This is a genomic window from Caulobacter segnis (assembly GCF_019931575.1).
Classification (GTDB): Bacteria; Pseudomonadota; Alphaproteobacteria; order Caulobacterales; family Caulobacteraceae; genus Caulobacter; species Caulobacter segnis_C.
In genome coordinates, this window is the sequence record NZ_CP082923.1 from 1,915,810 (window position 1) to 1,930,804 (window position 14,995).

The following is a 14,995-nucleotide window of genomic DNA, read 5'->3' on the forward strand; positions in this document are numbered from 1 at the left end:
CACAGCATCCGCTCGCTTAGGACTTCTCTCCATGTCCGATCAACAACCCGCTGACACCCAAGTCGCCGCGGCTCAAGGCGCGGCCAATGGCAAGCGCCGCCGCCAACTGACCCTGCTGGGCGGCGCCGTCGCCATCGGCGTCGTCGGCTACGGCGCCTGGTGGCTGGTCTTCGACAGCCACTTCGTCGAGACCGACGACGCCTATGTCGGGGCCGAGACCGCCCAGGTGACGGCCCTGTCGCCCGGCCCGGTGGCCAAGATCTTCGTCTCCGAAACGCAAGGCGTGAAGAAGGGCGACCCGCTGGTCGTCATCGACGACGCCGACGCCCGCATCGCCGTGGCCCAGGCCGAGGCCGCGCTCGGTCAGGCCGAGCGCAAGGTGAAGGGCTATTTCGCCAGCGACACCGCCCTGGCCGGCCAGTTCGAGGCCCGCCAGGCCGACGTCGCCCGCGCCGACGCCCAGATCACCGCCGCCCGCGCCGATGTCGAGCGCGCCCGCGTCGACCTCTCGCGCCGCCAGGCGCTGGTCGGCGAGGGCGCTGTCTCGGGCGACGAGCTGACCGGCGCCCAGAACCGCCTGGCCAACGCCCAGGCCGCGCTCAACGCCGCCCAGGCCGGCCGCGCCCAGGCCCTGGCCAGTCGCGACGCGGCCATCGGCACGCGCGAGGTCAACACCGTGCTGATCGCCGGCGTCTCGGTCGGCGAGAATCCGGAAGTGAAGGCCGCCCAGGCCCGGCTCGACGCCGCTCGCCTGACCTTGGCCCGCACCGTGGTCCGCGCCCCGACCGACGGTCTGGTGGCCCGCAAGTCAGTGCAGGTCGGCCAGCAGGTCGCCATCGGCGCGCCGCTGATGTCCGTGGTCCCGACCAGCGAGGCCTATGTCGACGCCAACTTCAAGGAAGTGCAGCTGGACAAGGTGGTCCCCGGCCAGCCGGTGATCCTGACCTCCGACCTCTATGGCGGCGGCGTGAAGTTCCACGGCAAGGTCAAGGGCCTGGCCGGCGGCACCGGTTCGGCCTTCTCGCTGATCCCGGCCCAGAACGCCTCGGGCAACTGGATCAAGGTGGTCCAGCGCGTGCCCGTCCGCATCACCCTGGACCCCGCCGAGCTGGCCAAGCACCCGCTGCGCGTGGGCCTTTCGATGAAGGCCAAGATCGACGTGGCGAAGTAAACCAGCGTTCCCAAGGAGCCGCCCCATGGCGTCCGAACAATCTCAAGGCGCCGGGCCGCCGCCGATGACCGGGGTCCTCCTGGCCGTCACCTCGATCGCCCTGGCGCTGGGCACTTTCATGCAGGTGCTCGACAGCACCATCGCCAACGTCTCGATCCCCACCATCGCCGGCAATCTGGGCGTCAGCTCCAGCCAGGGAACGTGGGTGATCACCGCCTTCGCCGTGGCCAACGGCGTCTCGGTGCCGCTGACCGGTTGGCTGATGGGTCGCTACGGCGTGGTGAAGACCTTCGTGGCCTCGGTGATCCTGTTCACGATCGCCTCGTTCCTGTGCGGCGTCTCCTGGAACCTCAGCTCGCTGATCTTCTTCCGGATCCTGCAGGGCGCGGTGTCGGGGCCGATGATCCCGGGGTCGCAGGCCCTGCTGATCATGATCTTCCCGCCCAATAAGCGGGGCACGGCCCTGGCCATTTGGTCGATGACCACCCTGGTGGCGCCGATCTGCGGACCGATCCTGGGCGGCTACATCTCCGACAACATCTCTTGGCCGTGGATCTTCCTGATCAACGTCCCCGTCGGGATCCTGTGCGCCGTCGTCTGCTGGCGCAACATGGCCAGCCGCGAGACCCCGACCCGCAAGCTGCCGATCGACCGCACCGGCTTCATGCTGCTGCTGATCTGGGTCGGCGCCCTGCAGGTCATGCTGGACACCGGCAAGGAGGCCGACTGGTTCTCCTCGCCCGCCATTGTCGTCGAGCTGGTCCTGGCGATCATCTTCTTCATCGCCTGGGTGATCTGGGAGCTGAACGAGAAGCACCCGATCGTCGACCTGTCGCTGTTCAAGTCCAGCAACTTCGCCATCGGCACCATCGCTTTCTGCCTGGGATACGCGGTGTTTTTCGGCAACAACCTCTTGCTGCCGCTGTGGCTGCAGACCCGCATGGGCTACATCGCCACCTGGGCCGGCCTGGTGGCCGCGCCGAGCGGCGTGGTGGCCGTGTTCCTGACCCCGTTCACGGCCCGGCTGATGACCAAGGTCGACGCCCGCTGGCTGGCGACCATCTCGCTGGCCGCCTTCGGCCTGTCGTTCTTCATGCGCTCGGGCTACACGCCCGACGCCAGCTTCACCGTCCTGGTCATGCCGATGCTGGTGCAGGGCGTGGCGATGAGCACCTTCTTCATCTCGATGGTGACCATCTCGCTGAACGGCATCCCGCCGCACCAGACGCCCCAGGCCTCGGGCCTGTCGAACTTCTCGCGGATCACCGCGGGCAGCTTCGCGGCCTCGCTGGCCACCACCATCTGGGATCGCGGCGAGGCCGTGCACCAGACGCGGCTGGCCGAGACCATGGGGGCGACGGATCCGGCCTGGGTCGACGCGATCGGCAAGCTGCAAGGCGCGGGCCTGAGCCATCTGCAGTCGGTCGGGGCGGTCACCCAGCAGGTGATCAACCAGGCCTATCTGCTGGCGGCGCTGGACTTCTTCCGCGTCTCGGCCTGGCTGTGCGTGGCCCTGATCCCGCTGATCTGGCTGACCCGCAAGGCGATCAGCGGCGGCGGCGCCCACGCCGCGGCGGACTAGGTTCCGACAAACGGCGCGGTCGGCCAGGGACGCTGGGCCGGCCGCAGCCGCTCCCAGACGCGCGACAGGGCCAGGACCCCCCGGTCGTCGAAGCGTCGCCCGACGATCTGCAGGCCGATCGGCAGGCCCTCGGCGGTGTAGCCGCAATTGATCGAGGCCGCCGGCTGCTCGGTCATGTTGAAGGCCACCGTGAAGCCGATGTGCTCGAACGGCCGGGCGGGATCGTTGGTCGGCGAGGGCAGGCGGGCGTCGAAGGCCGGCGCTGGAGCCGTGGGCGAGATCACGAAGTCGAACGGCTGGAAGGCCTTGCCGCCCAGTTCGCGCATGCGCTGGATCTGGTTGAAGCCGCGATAGACCGAAATCCCGTCCGCCCCCCGCGCCGCGCGGGCCCATTCCAGAATGTAGGGCAGGGCGCGTTCGGCCCGCTCCGGCGGCAGGGCGTCCAGGTCGTTCAGCGAGCGGGTGCGCCAGAAGAGATCCAGGCCGTCCAGCATCTCGCGGGTCAGGTAGGGCGCGAACGGTTCGACGATGGCGCCGGCGCTCTCGAACGCCCTGGCGGCTTCGGTCACGGCCTCGGCGACCTCGGGCTCGACTGGAGAGCCGACGCCGGCGTCCAGCATCAGGCCGATGCGCAGGCCCTTCAGCGCGATCTCGAGATCGTCCCAGGCGATCGTCGCGGGCGGCAGGCTCATATAGTCGCGCCAGTCGGGAGCGGACAGCACGGTCATGGCCAGGGCGGCGTCCTCGACCGTGCGGGTCATCGGCCCGGCGCAACGGCCGATATAGGGCGGGTCGATCGGGATGCGGCCGTTGCTGGGCTTGAGGCCATAGATCCCGCACCAGCCGGCCGGCAGACGGATCGACCCGCCGATGTCGGTGCCCAGGTGCAGCGGGCCGTAGCCGGCGGCGGCGGCCGTCCCCGCGCCGGCGCTGGAGCCGCCAGGGGTCTTGGAAAGGTCCCAGGGATTGCGCGACAACTTGTGGAAGCTGGACAGGCCCGACGACAGCATGCCGAAGTCGGGGCTGGTGGTCTTGGCCAGGATCACCGCCCCGGCCTCGCGCAGCCGCGCGGCCGGCGGGGCGTCGACGGGTTCGGGGACCAGCTCGGAGGCGGCCGAACCCAGCGGCTTGGCGACGCCTCGGGTGGCGATCAGCTCCTTGATGGTGACCGGGACGCCGTCTAGCGGCCCCAGCGCCTCGCCGCGCCGCCAGCGGGCTTCGGAAGCCCGCGCCGCGTCGAGGGCGGCCTGCGCGTCCAGCGCCCACAGGGCGGCGAGGTCGGGCTCCCAGGCCTCAATGCGGGCCAGGACGGCGTGGGTGACCTCGACCGGTGAAAGGCTTCCAGCCGCATACAGTCCGGAGAGTTCGGTCGCGGTCAGGTCGGGAAGCTCGCTCATGGATCGAGACTAGGACGCTCGCGGCCGGCTTCGCTAGAGTGCGCGCGAATCCTGGAAGGACATCGCCTTGCTTCGACCCGGTCCGCTCAATCTGCTGACAGACGTGCCCGGCCTTTCCGTCGGCAACGCCACGGACGAAGCGACGCGTACGGGCGTGACCGTCGTGCGCTTTCCCGGCGGCTGGACGGCCGCCGTCGACGTGCGCGGCGGCGGGCCAGGCGTGCGCGAGACCGCCGCCCTGTCGCCCGAGAACGGTTACGCCAAGCTGCACGCCCTGACCTTCAGCGGCGGCTCGGTCTTCGGCCTGGCCGCCGCCGACGGGGTGACCGCCGCGCTGTCCCAGGCCGGAGAGGGCTTCCTGGTGCGGCCGGACACGCCTCGGACCCCGATCGTGGCCGGCGCGGTGCTCTACGACCTAGCCAATGGCGGCGACAAGGCCTGGGGGCAGGATCCGCCGTATCGCGACCTGGGCCGGAAGGCGTTCGCGGCGGCCGGGACGTCGTTCGACCTCGGCGCGGTCGGGGCTGGGCGCGGCGCGCGGGCGGGCCTGGTGCAAGGCGGCCTCGGCTCGGCCTCTCTGGACCTGGGCGATGGCCTGGTCGTCGCGGCCCTGGTCGCGGTCAATCCGGTCGGCTCGGTGTTCATGCCCGACGGCGAGACCTTCTGGGCCTGGCCGTTCGAGATCGACGGCGAGTTCGGCGGTCGCGTGCCGACGGGGCCGGCCGGCGCGGTCGAACCGATGCCCGACGACTCCCGCCTGGCGGGCCTGGGCCGGCTGACGGAAGGCGCCAACACGACCCTGGCCCTGGTCGCCACCAACGCCGAACTCGGCGCCGGCGAGTGCCAGCGGCTGGCGATGATGGCCCAGGACGGCCTCTCGCGCGCCATCCGCCCGGCCCATACGCCGTTCGACGGCGACGTGGTGTTCGCCGCCGCCTCGGGCGTGGTCGACCTGGGCGGCGAGGGGCGGGCGCACCGCCTGGCGCGGCTGGGCTCGGCGGCTGGCGACTGCCTCGCGCGGGCCATCGCCCGCGGGATCCACGCGGCGCGCGGCTAGGCGCGAGCGGCCAACGCCCGCGCCAGGTTCGGCGTCGCGGCGATCAGCTGCGCCGTATACGGATGCTTGGGCGCCGCGAAGACCTCGGCGGTCGGCCCGGCCTCGACGATCTCGCCTCGCTTCATGACCAGCACCCGGTCGGTCAGGCCGCGCACCACGCCCATGTCATGGGTCACGAACAGATAGGCCACGCCCAACTCGTCGGAGAGCTTGGCCAGCAGGTCCAGCACTTCGGCGCGGACCGTGACGTCCAGGGCCGAGACGGCCTCGTCCAGGGCGATGACGTCGGGCTCGACGATCAGGGCGCGGGCGATGGCGATGCGCTGGCGCTGGCCGCCGCTGAACTGGTGCGGATAGCGGTCAGCGGCCTCGGGCGGCAGGCCGACCTTGGCCAGCACGGCCTCGACCCTCGCGCGGCGTTCGGTGGGCGAGAGTTTCGTGTCCAGCAGGTGCAGCGGTTCGGCCACCAGCCGCTCGACCGTCCAGCGTGGGTTCAGGCTGCCTTGCGGGTCCTGGAAGACCAGCTGGATGGCGCGGCGGTTGCGGCGGGGCGAGGCGGGCGTGAACGGCGCGCCAGCCAGGCGCACCTCGCCGCCCTGGATCGGGTCCAGCGCCAGGAGGGCCCGCAGCAGGGTCGACTTGCCGCTGCCGGACTCGCCGACCAGGCCGACGATCTCGCCGGGCCGGATGGCCAGGGAGACACCCGGCAGCACACGGATCGGCGAGCCGGCGCGCAGGAAGCCGCGCGGACCAGGATAGTCGCGGACGACCTCGCAGGCCTCCAGCACCGGGGCGGCCTCGGCGTCCGGTTTGCGGGCGCGGACCGGCATGCGTTCGGCGTCGGCGGCCAGAGCGCGGGTGTAGGGATGGCGCAGAGCCCTGAAGAGCGCGCCGGTCTCGCCCTGCTCGACGATCTCGCCGTCCTTCATCACCGCCACGCGGTCGGCGGCCTGGGCGACCAAAGCCAGGTCGTGGCTGATCAGGATCAGGGCGGCGCCGTCCTCGCGCACCAGGCGCAGGAGGAGATCCAGGATCTGGGCCTGAGTGGTGACGTCCAGGGCGGTGGTCGGCTCGTCGGCGATCAGCAGGCGCGGGGACAGCACGACGGCGATGGCGATCGCGACCCGCTGGCGCTGGCCGCCCGACAGCTCGTGCGGATAGCGTGTCAGGGGGATGTCCTCGAGCCCCACGCGGTCCAGCGCCTGGCGAGCGGCGGCGTTGGCCTCGGCGCGGGAGGCCTTGCGGTGCAGGCGCACGACCTCGGCCATCTGGGCGCCGATGGTCATGACGGGGTTGAGGGCCGTCATCGGCTCCTGGAAGACCATGCCGATGCGGTCGCCACGCAGCTTGGCAAGCTCCGCATCGGGCCGGCCGACGAGGTCCTGGCCGTCGAAGCGGATACTCCCCTCGATGCTGGCCCCGCGCGGCGGCAGGCCCAGGATCGAGAGCGCCGTCATCGACTTGCCCGAGCCGGACTCGCCGACGACGCCCAGCACTTGGCCGGCTTCGAGCGAGACCGTCAGGCCCTTGAGGATCGGTTTGTCGCCGAGGGCCAGTTCCAGGTCCTGGATCTCCAGCAGGGCCATGTCAGCGGTCCTCCTGGAGGCGCGGGTCCAGCCGGTCGCGCAGGCCGTCGCCCAAGAGGTTCAGGCCCAGGACGGTGACGACGATGGCCAGGCCTGGGAAGATCGCCTGCAACGGGGCGACGGCGACCAGGGTCTGGGCGTCGGCCAGCATCTTGCCCCAGCTGGACGCGGGCGGCTGGGCGCCGAGGCCGACATACGAGAGGCCCGCCTCGGCGATGACGCCCAGCGAGAACTGCAGGGTCGCCTGGACGATCAGCACGCTGGCGAGGCCGGGGGCGATGTGCTCGAGCGAGATCCGCGTGGCGCCCTTGCCGGCCGCGCGGGCGGCCAGGACGTAGTCGCGGGTCCACAGGGACAGGGCCGAGCCTCGGGTCAGGCGGGCGAAGACCGGCACGTTGAAGACGCCGATGGCGATCACCGCGTTGATCGCGCCGGGGCCGAGCACGGCGGTGATCAGGATCGCCAGGATCAGGGCCGGGAAGGCGAAGACGACGTCCGAGCCGCGCATGACCAGCTCGTCGACCCAGCCCCGGCGGGCGGCGGCCAGCAGGCCCAGCGGCACACCGACACCGGCCCCCAGCAGCACGGCCACCAGCGAGACCGACAGGGCGTTGCGCGCGCCCAGCAGGATCATCGAGGCGACGTCGCGGCCGAAGTGGTCGAGGCCCAACCAGTGGGCGGCAGTGGGGCCTTGCAGGCGGTGGTCGATGTCGAAGGTGGTGACGTCCCAGGGCGTCCAGACCAGCGAGACCAGGGCGGCGGCCACGAAGGCGGCGCTGATCGCGGCGCCGACGATCAGCGTGGGGGAGAGGCGCGACCGGCTCATGACCCGCGCCTCCGCAGGCGGGGATCGACCAGCACATAGGCCACGTCGACCAGGAAATTGGTGGCCACCACGGCGAAGACCAGCAGCATGACCACGCCCTGCACCACGATGAGGTCGCGCTGGGTGATGGCTTGCAGCACCAGGCGGCCCAGGCCGGGCAGGAAGAAGACGTTCTCGATGATCACCCCGCCGGCCAGCAGGAAGGGGAACTGCAAGCCAAGGATGGTCAGGATCGGGATCAGGGCGTTGGGCAGGCCGTGCCGCCACAGGGCCTGGCTGGCCGTGAGGCCCTTGGCGCGGGCGGTGCGCATCCAGTCCTCGGCCAGGGTGTCGATCAGGGCCGAGCGGGTGACGCGGGCGATGATCGCCGCCTGAGGCGCGGCCAGGGCGATGGCCGGCAGGGCCAGGGCCTTCAGGGCCGGGACCAGGCCCGCCTCCCAGCCGGGGAAGCCGCCGGCCGAGACCCAGCGCAGGCCGATCGAGAACACCATGACCAGCAGCACGGCGAACCAGAAATTGGGGATCGCGACGCCGACCTGGGTCAAGCCCATGACCACGGTGTCGGCGGCCTTGCCGCGTCGGGCGGCGGCCAGGGCGCCGATCGGCGCGCCGATGACGACGGACAGGACCATGGCCAGCAGGGCCAGCGGCAAGGAGACGCCGATCCGCTCGCCGACGAGCGCGGCGACTGGGGTCTGGTAGGTGTAGCTGACGCCGAGATCGCCGTGCAGCATGCCGAGGAGCCAGGCGAGGTAGCGCTGCGCCGCCGGCCCTTCCAGGCCCATCTGCTGGCGCAGGTTGGCGACCGCCTCGGGGCTGGCGTTCAGGCCCAGCATGTAGGCGGCGGGGTCGCCGGGCACGACCTGGATGATGGCGAAGACGATGAGGCTGGCCGCCAGCAGGGTCAGGACCATCACCGCCGCCCGGCCGCCCAGCCAGGCCGCGCCGAAGCGGGCGGCGAGCAGGACCAGGCCCGCCACTGCCGCCAGGGCCAGGACGCCGCCCAGGATCGCACCGGCCGGTCCGGTCTTGGCGGCGATGCTGGCTTGCGCCCCGCCGTCCCCGTCGAACGAGGCGGCGTGCAGGTCGATGGTCTGGGTCGAGGAATTGACCCAGAAGTCCTTCAGCCGCGCGTCGAACACGCCCAAACGTGGGAACTGGAACAGGAAGCCGTTGACCGCGTCGTCGGCGATGCGGCGCTGGATCTGGCCCAGGATCGCCGCGCGCTGGCCCTCGTCGGTCGCGCCCTTCAGAGCCTGCATCAGCCCGTGGAAGGCGTCGCTGTGGTAGCCGAAATAATAGTCGGCCTTGTCGTAGATGGCGTAGTCCATCGGCTCGGCATGGCTGACGATGCTGAGGTCGAAGGCGTGGCGACCGTAGACCTGATCCAGCCATTGGGCCCATTCCAGGTTCTCGATCTTCACACGCACGCCGGCCTGGGCCAACTGGGCGGCGACGATCTCGCCGCTGCGGCGGGCGTAGTTGGGCGGCGGCAGCTTCAGGGTCAGGTCGAGGCCGTTCGGATAGCCGGCATCGGCGAGCAGCGCCTTGGCCTTGGCGATGTCGTGCGGATAGAGGCCGGTCAGGTCGACATAGGCGGCGTTCTGCGGCGGGAAGTGGCTGCCGATCGGGATCCCGTAGCCGTACATCGCCCCGTCGATGATCGCCCGCCGGTCCAGGGCGTGCTGGAGGGCGCGGCGCACCCGCACGTCGGCCAGCGGGCCGGTGCGCTCGTTCATCGCCAGGATGACTTCGCCTTCGCTGGAGGCGGTGACCACCTTCAGGGCCGGATCGGCGCGCAACTGGGCCAGGTTCTCCGGGGCCGGATAGTCGGGAAAGGCGTCGACCTCGTGGGTCTTGATCGCGGCGAAGGCCGCCGCCGGGTCGGCGATGAACTTGAAGCGCACCGACTTCAGCTTGGCGGGTTGGCCCCAATAGCCGTCGTTGCGGACCAGACTGACCGTGTCGCCGCGCCGCCAGCCGGCGAACTTGAACGGACCGGTGCCGACCGGGGCGGTGGCCAGGCTTCCCGCCGACTTGGGCGACACCATCACGCTGTCGCCCCAGGCCAGGGTGTAGAGCAGGTCGCTGTCGGGGCTGGCCAGATGCAGGCGCACGGTGCGCGGGTCGACGACCTCGACCTGGCGGATGACGCTCAGCGCCTGTTTCTGGACATTGGTCGAGGCCGGCGCGAGGGCGCGGTCCAGGCTGAACTTGGCGATGGCCGCGTCGAAGGGCGTGCCGTCCTGGAACTTCACCCCGTCGCGCAGGTGGAAGGTGTAGGTCAGGCCGTCGGGCGAGACCTCCCACCACGTGGCTAGCAGCGGCTTGACGGCGCCTTGCGCGTCCAGGCGCACCAGGCCCTCGAACACCGTGGCATAGACGACCTCGTCGGTGGCCACCGCCGCGCCCGAGGTCGGATCCAGATTGGGCGGCTCCAGTTGCAGGGCGACGGTCAGGGTGTCTTTGGACGCCGCGTGCGTCGTCGGCGCGAGAGCCAGCACGCAGGCGGCCGCCAGACCGCCGAGGAGCCTGCGCAAGTTCACGCGATGGCCGCCAGTCGCCGCTCGACGCGGGCCCGCGCCTTGGCGGCCTCGCCGGGCAGGGCGAGGCGGTCATAGATGTCGGCCAGGGTCCGGTTCAGCGGCACGCCGTCGGGATCGAAGCCGCGCCGCAGCTCCAGCGCCTGCTGGGCTTCGGACAGGCGGTCGGCGCGGATCAGGGCGTCCAGGATCAGCTGCTCGAAGAGGTCGCGCTGGGCGTGGCTGCCGCCGATCTCGGCCAGGCGCGGCAGGGCCGCGCGCAGGCCGCGCAGGGCCGCCGGGTAGTCGCCGCGCGTGTGGGCGACCAAGCCCTCGGCGGCGGGCAGGGCGACCTCGCGCCAGGTCTCGCGGACGAAGTCGGGAGCTTCCAGCGCCGCGCGGCGTACGGCGGCCAGCAGGCTGTTCGCCTCCGCCCGGCCGGCGCGGGCCAAGCCGTAGAGGTACTGCAGGGTCAGGAACGGCTGGACCACGTCGTCGGCGCGTACGGCCAGGCGATCGGCCACGTCGTTCCAGCGGTCGCCGACGTCGACGCCGGCCATCTCCAGCCGGGCCAGCAGTGAGACGGCCCCGACCTGGTCCTGGGAGTAGTCCTTCTCCTGGGCCCAGACGTGGTCGTCATAGAGGGCCAGCGCCGCGTCGGCCTTGCCCTGGCTCAGATAGAACAAGGCCAGGTGCCACCATAGGTGCGTGTCCATGAACGAGTTGAGGCCCGTCCAGGTGTCGCGCACGCTCTCCAGGAAGGCCGCGCCTTCGTCGATGCGCCCTTGGGTCAGCATGACGTGGGCCAGGGCGTGCTGGGCCCAGGGCTCCTTGCGCTTGAGGTCTATGGCCTTGCGGGCGGCGGCCTCGGCCGCGTCCAGCAGGTGGCACTGCTCGTAGGCGAAGGCCAGCATGCCGTGCAGGTGGGCGACGTCCTCGGCGGCGGGCAGGGCGGCGACGGCGGCGCGCAGCATGGCCGGGAAGTCGCCGCGGTTGAAGTGGTGATAGTGCGCAAGCTTCAGCGCCAGGAGATCGCGCGGCCAGGCCCTCTGGATGGCTTCGGCGATCGACAGCGCGCCGGGAATGTCGTCGGCCGACCAGGTGGCGACGAAATCGACGAAGGCCCGCTCGCGCGGATGGGCGCCGCTCGCCAGGGCCTGGGCGCGGGCCAGGTAGGGCGCGGCGCGCTCGGCCGCGTCGGGCGCTTCCAGCAGCAGCCACAGCGTGGCGGCATAGGCGTTCAACAGGACGCTGTCCGGATGGGCCTCGGCGGCGCCGATGACCTCGGCCGCCCGGGTCTCATAGCTGAGAAAGCCGTCGACGAACCCGTCGACCGCCGCCAGGGCGGCGTCGAACGTCGGGCTCACCGGATTGCCGAGGTAGTCGGTACGCATGACGGTTACTCTAGTGGGGCCGCGCGGCCGCGCCAGCTATTGGATGCCGGCGGCGGCCAGGAAAGCGGCCACGTCGTCGGCCGTGCGCTCGGGGATCTCGACCTGGGGCAGGTGGCCGATCTTCGGATAGATGATCAGCTTCGCGCCCGGGATGGCCTCGGCGAATTTGTGGGCGCCGGCGACCTCGATCAGCGGGTCGATCTCGCCCCACAGCACCAGGGTCGGGGCCTTGATGGTCGAGAGCGCTTCCTTGGTCGCCTGGCTGTGCTTGCCGGGCTGGATCGACATCAGGATGGCGCGGTGGCCAGGAGCACGCTGCAGCTCGGCCCAGCGGTCGATGAAGGCGTCGGTGATCACGGCCGGCTCGCCGACCTCGCCCCGCAGGCCCGAGCGGATCAGCGGCTTGTTGTCGATCGAGCGCAGGAACGCGCGGCCCCACGAGTACTTCAGCAGCTTGAAGGCCAGGGGCGGCTTCTTCAGCGTCGTGGCCGGCCAGCCGGCGGCGTCGGCCAGGATCAGGGCGTCGACGCGCTCGGGATGGCGCACAGCCACCTGCCAGGCGACGCCGCCGCCCATCGAGTTGCCGGCGATGGCGAACTTGGGAAGGTTCTCCTTGGCCGCCAGAGCGTCGATCAGGTCGGCGAACCCGTCGGCGGAAGCGACATAGCCCGCTGGGGCGCGGGTCAGGCCGTGACCGGGCAGATCAACGGTGATGATCCGGTAGCGGCCGCCCAGCCGCGCGACCCAGCCCTCCCACGAGAAGTGGGAGTCGCCGAAGCCGTGGACGAGCAGCAGCAGCGGCCCATCGGCCTTGCCTTCGTCCTTGTAGTGCAGGCGCACGCCGCCGGGCAGGTCGGCATAGTGCGACGCCTTGGTGGCGTACTTGGCCTCGAGCCTTTCGTAGGGGATGTCGGGGCCGCGCAGCAGCAGCCAGCCGACGAGGCCGGCTAGCACCACGACGCCTAGGAGGCCGCCCACGATCAGCAACAGGGTCTTCAACATGAGCGGTCTCCCTTAAGCGGAGCTAGAAGCGATACTTTTAGAAGCGATACTGGGCGCGGACGCCATAGGTCGCCGGCTGGCCCGGCGCGGCGATGTCGATCAGCGGCAGGAAGAAGTTCCGCGTCAGGTCGTACTTGGTGTTGAAGACGTTCCTGGCGAAGGCGGTCAGGGCCCACGGACCCTTGGCCGGCGACACCGTCACGCTGGCGTTGGCCAGCCAGTAGCTGTCGACGTCATAGCGCGAGCCCAGCAGCAGGGGCTTGGTCTTGTCGTGGAAGGCGTAGTTGCCCTGCGCCTCGACCTCATAGTCGCCCACGGCCCAGGTGTAGGAGACGTCGCCGCCGTAGCTGAGCGGCGGGAAGCCGACCTTGGCTCCGGTGCGGGAGATATAGACGGCGTGGCCGGCCGCGACGCTGGCCGGGATGTCGAGATCGTTGGTGTACTTGTCGAACTTGCCGGTCTTGTAGCCCAGCGACTGGCCGATCCGCAGGGCGGGAACCGGACGCCAGGTCAGCTCCAGCTCGCCGCCGTAGATGTGCGATTTCTGGGCGTTGACGATGGCCCCGATCGGGCCGTTGTTGATGTCGTAGATCGCCGACTGAACCTGCTGGTTCTTGTAGTCGTAATAGAACACCGAGCCGTTCAGCTGGACGGTGTTGTCGGCGAAGCTGGACTTGAAGCCCGTCTCGTAAGCCCACAGGGTCTCGGGCTTGAAGCCGTCGACGGCCGAGGAGTCGCCGACATTGTACGAGGTGAAGCCGCCCGACTTCGTGCCCTTGCTGACGCTGGCGTACAGCAGCACGCTGTCGACGGGCTTGTACTCGACGGCCAGCTTGCCGGTGATGCTCTTGTTGTGCAGCGACTTGTCGGCCGTCGGGCTGAAGTTGGTCGCCGGCGCGCCGGGGGCGAAGGCGCCGGCGGTGACGAAGTCGTACTGGTTGCGCTTCTCGTTCTCGCCGCGCAGGCCGCCGATCAGCTTGACCTTGTCGCTGATCGCGTATTCCAGCTGGCCGAACAGCGAGGCCGAGCGAACCTTCTGGTTGTAGGTCGTGCGGGTGTCGAACAGCAGCGACTGGTAGAAGTCGGAGTAGAAGGCCTCGTCGATCGTCTCACGCGAATAGTAGCCGCCGACCAGCCATTGCAGTGGGCCCTCGGTCTTGGACGAGGCGCGCAGCTCCTGCGAGAACACCTTGGCGTCGGTGTCGAAATAGGTGCCGGCGTAGGCGTAGGCCGAGGCGTCCCAGTCGTTGTATTCCTTGCGATGCAGCTTTTCGTACGAGGTGATCGACACCAGGTCGACGCTGTCCGTCTCGGTGTGGGCGCGCAGCGAGACGCCGCTGTTCTTGGTGTCGTGGAACGGCTTGGCGTTGGTGGCGATGCCGGTCAGGCTGGCGAAGGCGGCCGAACCGCCCCAGCCGGTGTTCTTGCGGCTGCCGTCGGCGGCGATGGTCGGCAGGCTGGCGTTGTAGCCCAGCGGATTGAACAGATGGAGCCCGGTTGGCTCGGACTTGTCGTAGCCGGCGTGGACGCTGAGCAGGAAGTCGGTCTTGTCGGTCGGGGTCCAGGCCAGCTGGCCGCGCACCGAGGTGGTGTCCTTGTCGCCCAGCTTCTCGCCGGTCGTGCGGTTCTTCTGCCAGGCGCCGCCCTGGTCGGTGACGAAGGCCAGGCGACCGCTCAGCGTGTCGCTGATCGGGCCGGAGACGAAGCCCTCGGCCTTGAACTCCTCGTTGCTGTCGTACTCGGCGGTGACGCCGGCCGACAGGGTGTTGGTCGGGCGATTGGTGATGAAGTTGATCGCGCCGCCGGTGGTGTTGCGGCCGTAGAGCGTGCCCTGCGGGCCGCGCAGCACTTCCACGCGGGCGATGTCGAACAGCAGCCCCTGGGTCTGGGCCTGGATCGGATAGGCGACCTCGTCGACGCTGACGCCGACGGTCGAGGAATTGTTCGAGGCGTAGTCGTCGAAGCCGACGCCGCGCAGGCGGAAGCTGGGCTGGCCGCTGCCGAACTGCGGGGTGATCTCCAGGCTGGGCGTGGCGTACTGCAGCTGGTTGACTGTGGCGACGCCGCGCGCGGCCAGCTGGTCGCCCGAGATCACCGACAGGGCCACGCCGACGTCCTGGGCCGATTGCTCGCGGCGCTGGGCGGTGACGATCACCTGCTCCACCGCGGTGTCCCCCGGCGCTTCGGGGGTGGCTTCGGCGAAGGCGACGCCCGCGAAGGACGCGCCGATGGCGCCGACGGCGGTTCCGATAAGAAGACGCTTGATCACTGCAGATCCCCGTTTGTCGGCGCGCATGACATATCGCGAGAAGCGCCGGTTTTCGTTCGTGCGAGAATTCCTATTTATCGAGTGGGAATTGAAACCGAGATTTCCTCCGGCGAGGCGAAGCTTCTCTAATCGGCGTTCAGTTGGGACGGATAAATTCTGATTGTCGGCGCAGTTTTATCCGGAATGCGA

10 protein-coding genes are annotated in these 14,995 nt (G+C 70.3%); 3 read left to right on the forward strand and 7 right to left on the reverse strand.

From position 1 onward, the window contains the following. Window positions 1–31 precede the first annotated feature (31 nt). Window positions 32–1,171 (forward strand): HlyD family efflux transporter periplasmic adaptor subunit, encoded by a 1,140-nt coding sequence (locus K8940_RS08970; RefSeq protein WP_223394823.1) that lies wholly within the window; start codon window positions 32–34, stop codon window positions 1,169–1,171. Window positions 1,172–1,196: 25 nt separating this feature from the next. Then, window positions 1,197–2,753: a DHA2 family efflux MFS transporter permease subunit gene (locus K8940_RS08975; protein WP_223394825.1), complete on the forward strand. Its 1,557-nt coding sequence runs from the start codon at window positions 1,197–1,199 to the stop codon at window positions 2,751–2,753. On the opposite strand, the gene K8940_RS08980 is transcribed toward K8940_RS08975, so the two are convergent. Then, window positions 2,750–4,150 carry an amidase gene (locus K8940_RS08980; RefSeq protein WP_223394827.1) on the reverse strand — a complete coding sequence of 467 codons (1,401 nt, stop codon included), beginning with the start codon at window positions 4,148–4,150 and terminating at the stop codon, window positions 2,750–2,752. The genes K8940_RS08975 and K8940_RS08980 overlap by 4 nt on opposite strands. Window positions 4,151–4,217: 67 nt before the next feature. On the opposite strand from K8940_RS08980, the gene K8940_RS08985 reads away from it, so the two are divergent. Beyond that, a complete protein-coding gene (locus K8940_RS08985) occupies window positions 4,218–5,207 on the forward strand; it encodes a P1 family peptidase (protein ID WP_223394829.1) in 990 nt (329 codons plus the stop codon). Here the strand turns inward: K8940_RS08985 and K8940_RS08990 are convergent. From K8940_RS08990 to K8940_RS09015, 6 genes are read right to left on the reverse strand one after another with little or no spacing between them, the layout of a single operon-like run. After that, entirely contained in the window at window positions 5,204–6,793 is a 1,590-nt protein-coding gene (locus K8940_RS08990) for an ABC transporter ATP-binding protein (protein WP_223394831.1), read from the reverse strand. The genes K8940_RS08985 and K8940_RS08990 overlap by 4 nt on opposite strands. A 1-nt stretch (window position 6,794) precedes the next feature. Beyond that, window positions 6,795–7,619, reverse strand: coding sequence for an ABC transporter permease (locus K8940_RS08995; RefSeq protein WP_223394833.1), 825 nt, complete (start codon window positions 7,617–7,619; stop codon window positions 6,795–6,797). After that, entirely contained in the window at window positions 7,616–10,159 is a 2,544-nt protein-coding gene (locus K8940_RS09000) for an ABC transporter substrate-binding protein (RefSeq protein ID WP_223394835.1), read from the reverse strand. Before K8940_RS09000 ends, K8940_RS08995 begins: the two co-directional genes overlap by 4 nt. A 2-nt stretch (window positions 10,160–10,161) precedes the next feature. Beyond that, on the reverse strand, window positions 10,162–11,535 hold the full coding sequence (locus tag K8940_RS09005; protein WP_223394853.1) for a tetratricopeptide repeat protein: 1,374 nt from the start codon (window positions 11,533–11,535) through the stop codon (window positions 10,162–10,164). 36 nt (window positions 11,536–11,571) lie between these two features. Next, window positions 11,572–12,537, reverse strand: coding sequence for an alpha/beta fold hydrolase (locus tag K8940_RS09010; protein WP_223394855.1), 966 nt, complete (start codon window positions 12,535–12,537; stop codon window positions 11,572–11,574). 37 nt (window positions 12,538–12,574) lie between these two features. Beyond that, window positions 12,575–14,806, reverse strand: a complete 2,232-nt coding sequence (locus K8940_RS09015; protein ID WP_223394858.1) for a TonB-dependent receptor — start codon at window positions 14,804–14,806, stop codon at window positions 12,575–12,577. Window positions 14,807–14,995 lie beyond the last annotated feature (189 nt).

Coding starts and splice junctions, on each gene's coding strand:
- K8940_RS08990 (WP_223394831.1), bottom strand. CDS start 6,793: ATGGCCCTGCTGGAGATCCAGGACCTGGAACTGGCCCTCGGCGACAAA.
- K8940_RS08995 (WP_223394833.1), bottom strand. CDS start 7,619: ATGAGCCGGTCGCGCCTCTCCCCCACGCTGATCGTCGGCGCCGCGATC.
- K8940_RS08975 (WP_223394825.1), top strand. CDS start 1,197: ATGGCGTCCGAACAATCTCAAGGCGCCGGGCCGCCGCCGATGACCGGG.
- K8940_RS09010 (WP_223394855.1), bottom strand. CDS start 12,537: ATGTTGAAGACCCTGTTGCTGATCGTGGGCGGCCTCCTAGGCGTCGTG.
- K8940_RS08980 (WP_223394827.1), bottom strand. CDS start 4,150: ATGAGCGAGCTTCCCGACCTGACCGCGACCGAACTCTCCGGACTGTAT.
- K8940_RS08970 (WP_223394823.1), top strand. CDS start 32: ATGTCCGATCAACAACCCGCTGACACCCAAGTCGCCGCGGCTCAAGGC.
- K8940_RS09005 (WP_223394853.1), bottom strand. CDS start 11,535: ATGCGTACCGACTACCTCGGCAATCCGGTGAGCCCGACGTTCGACGCC.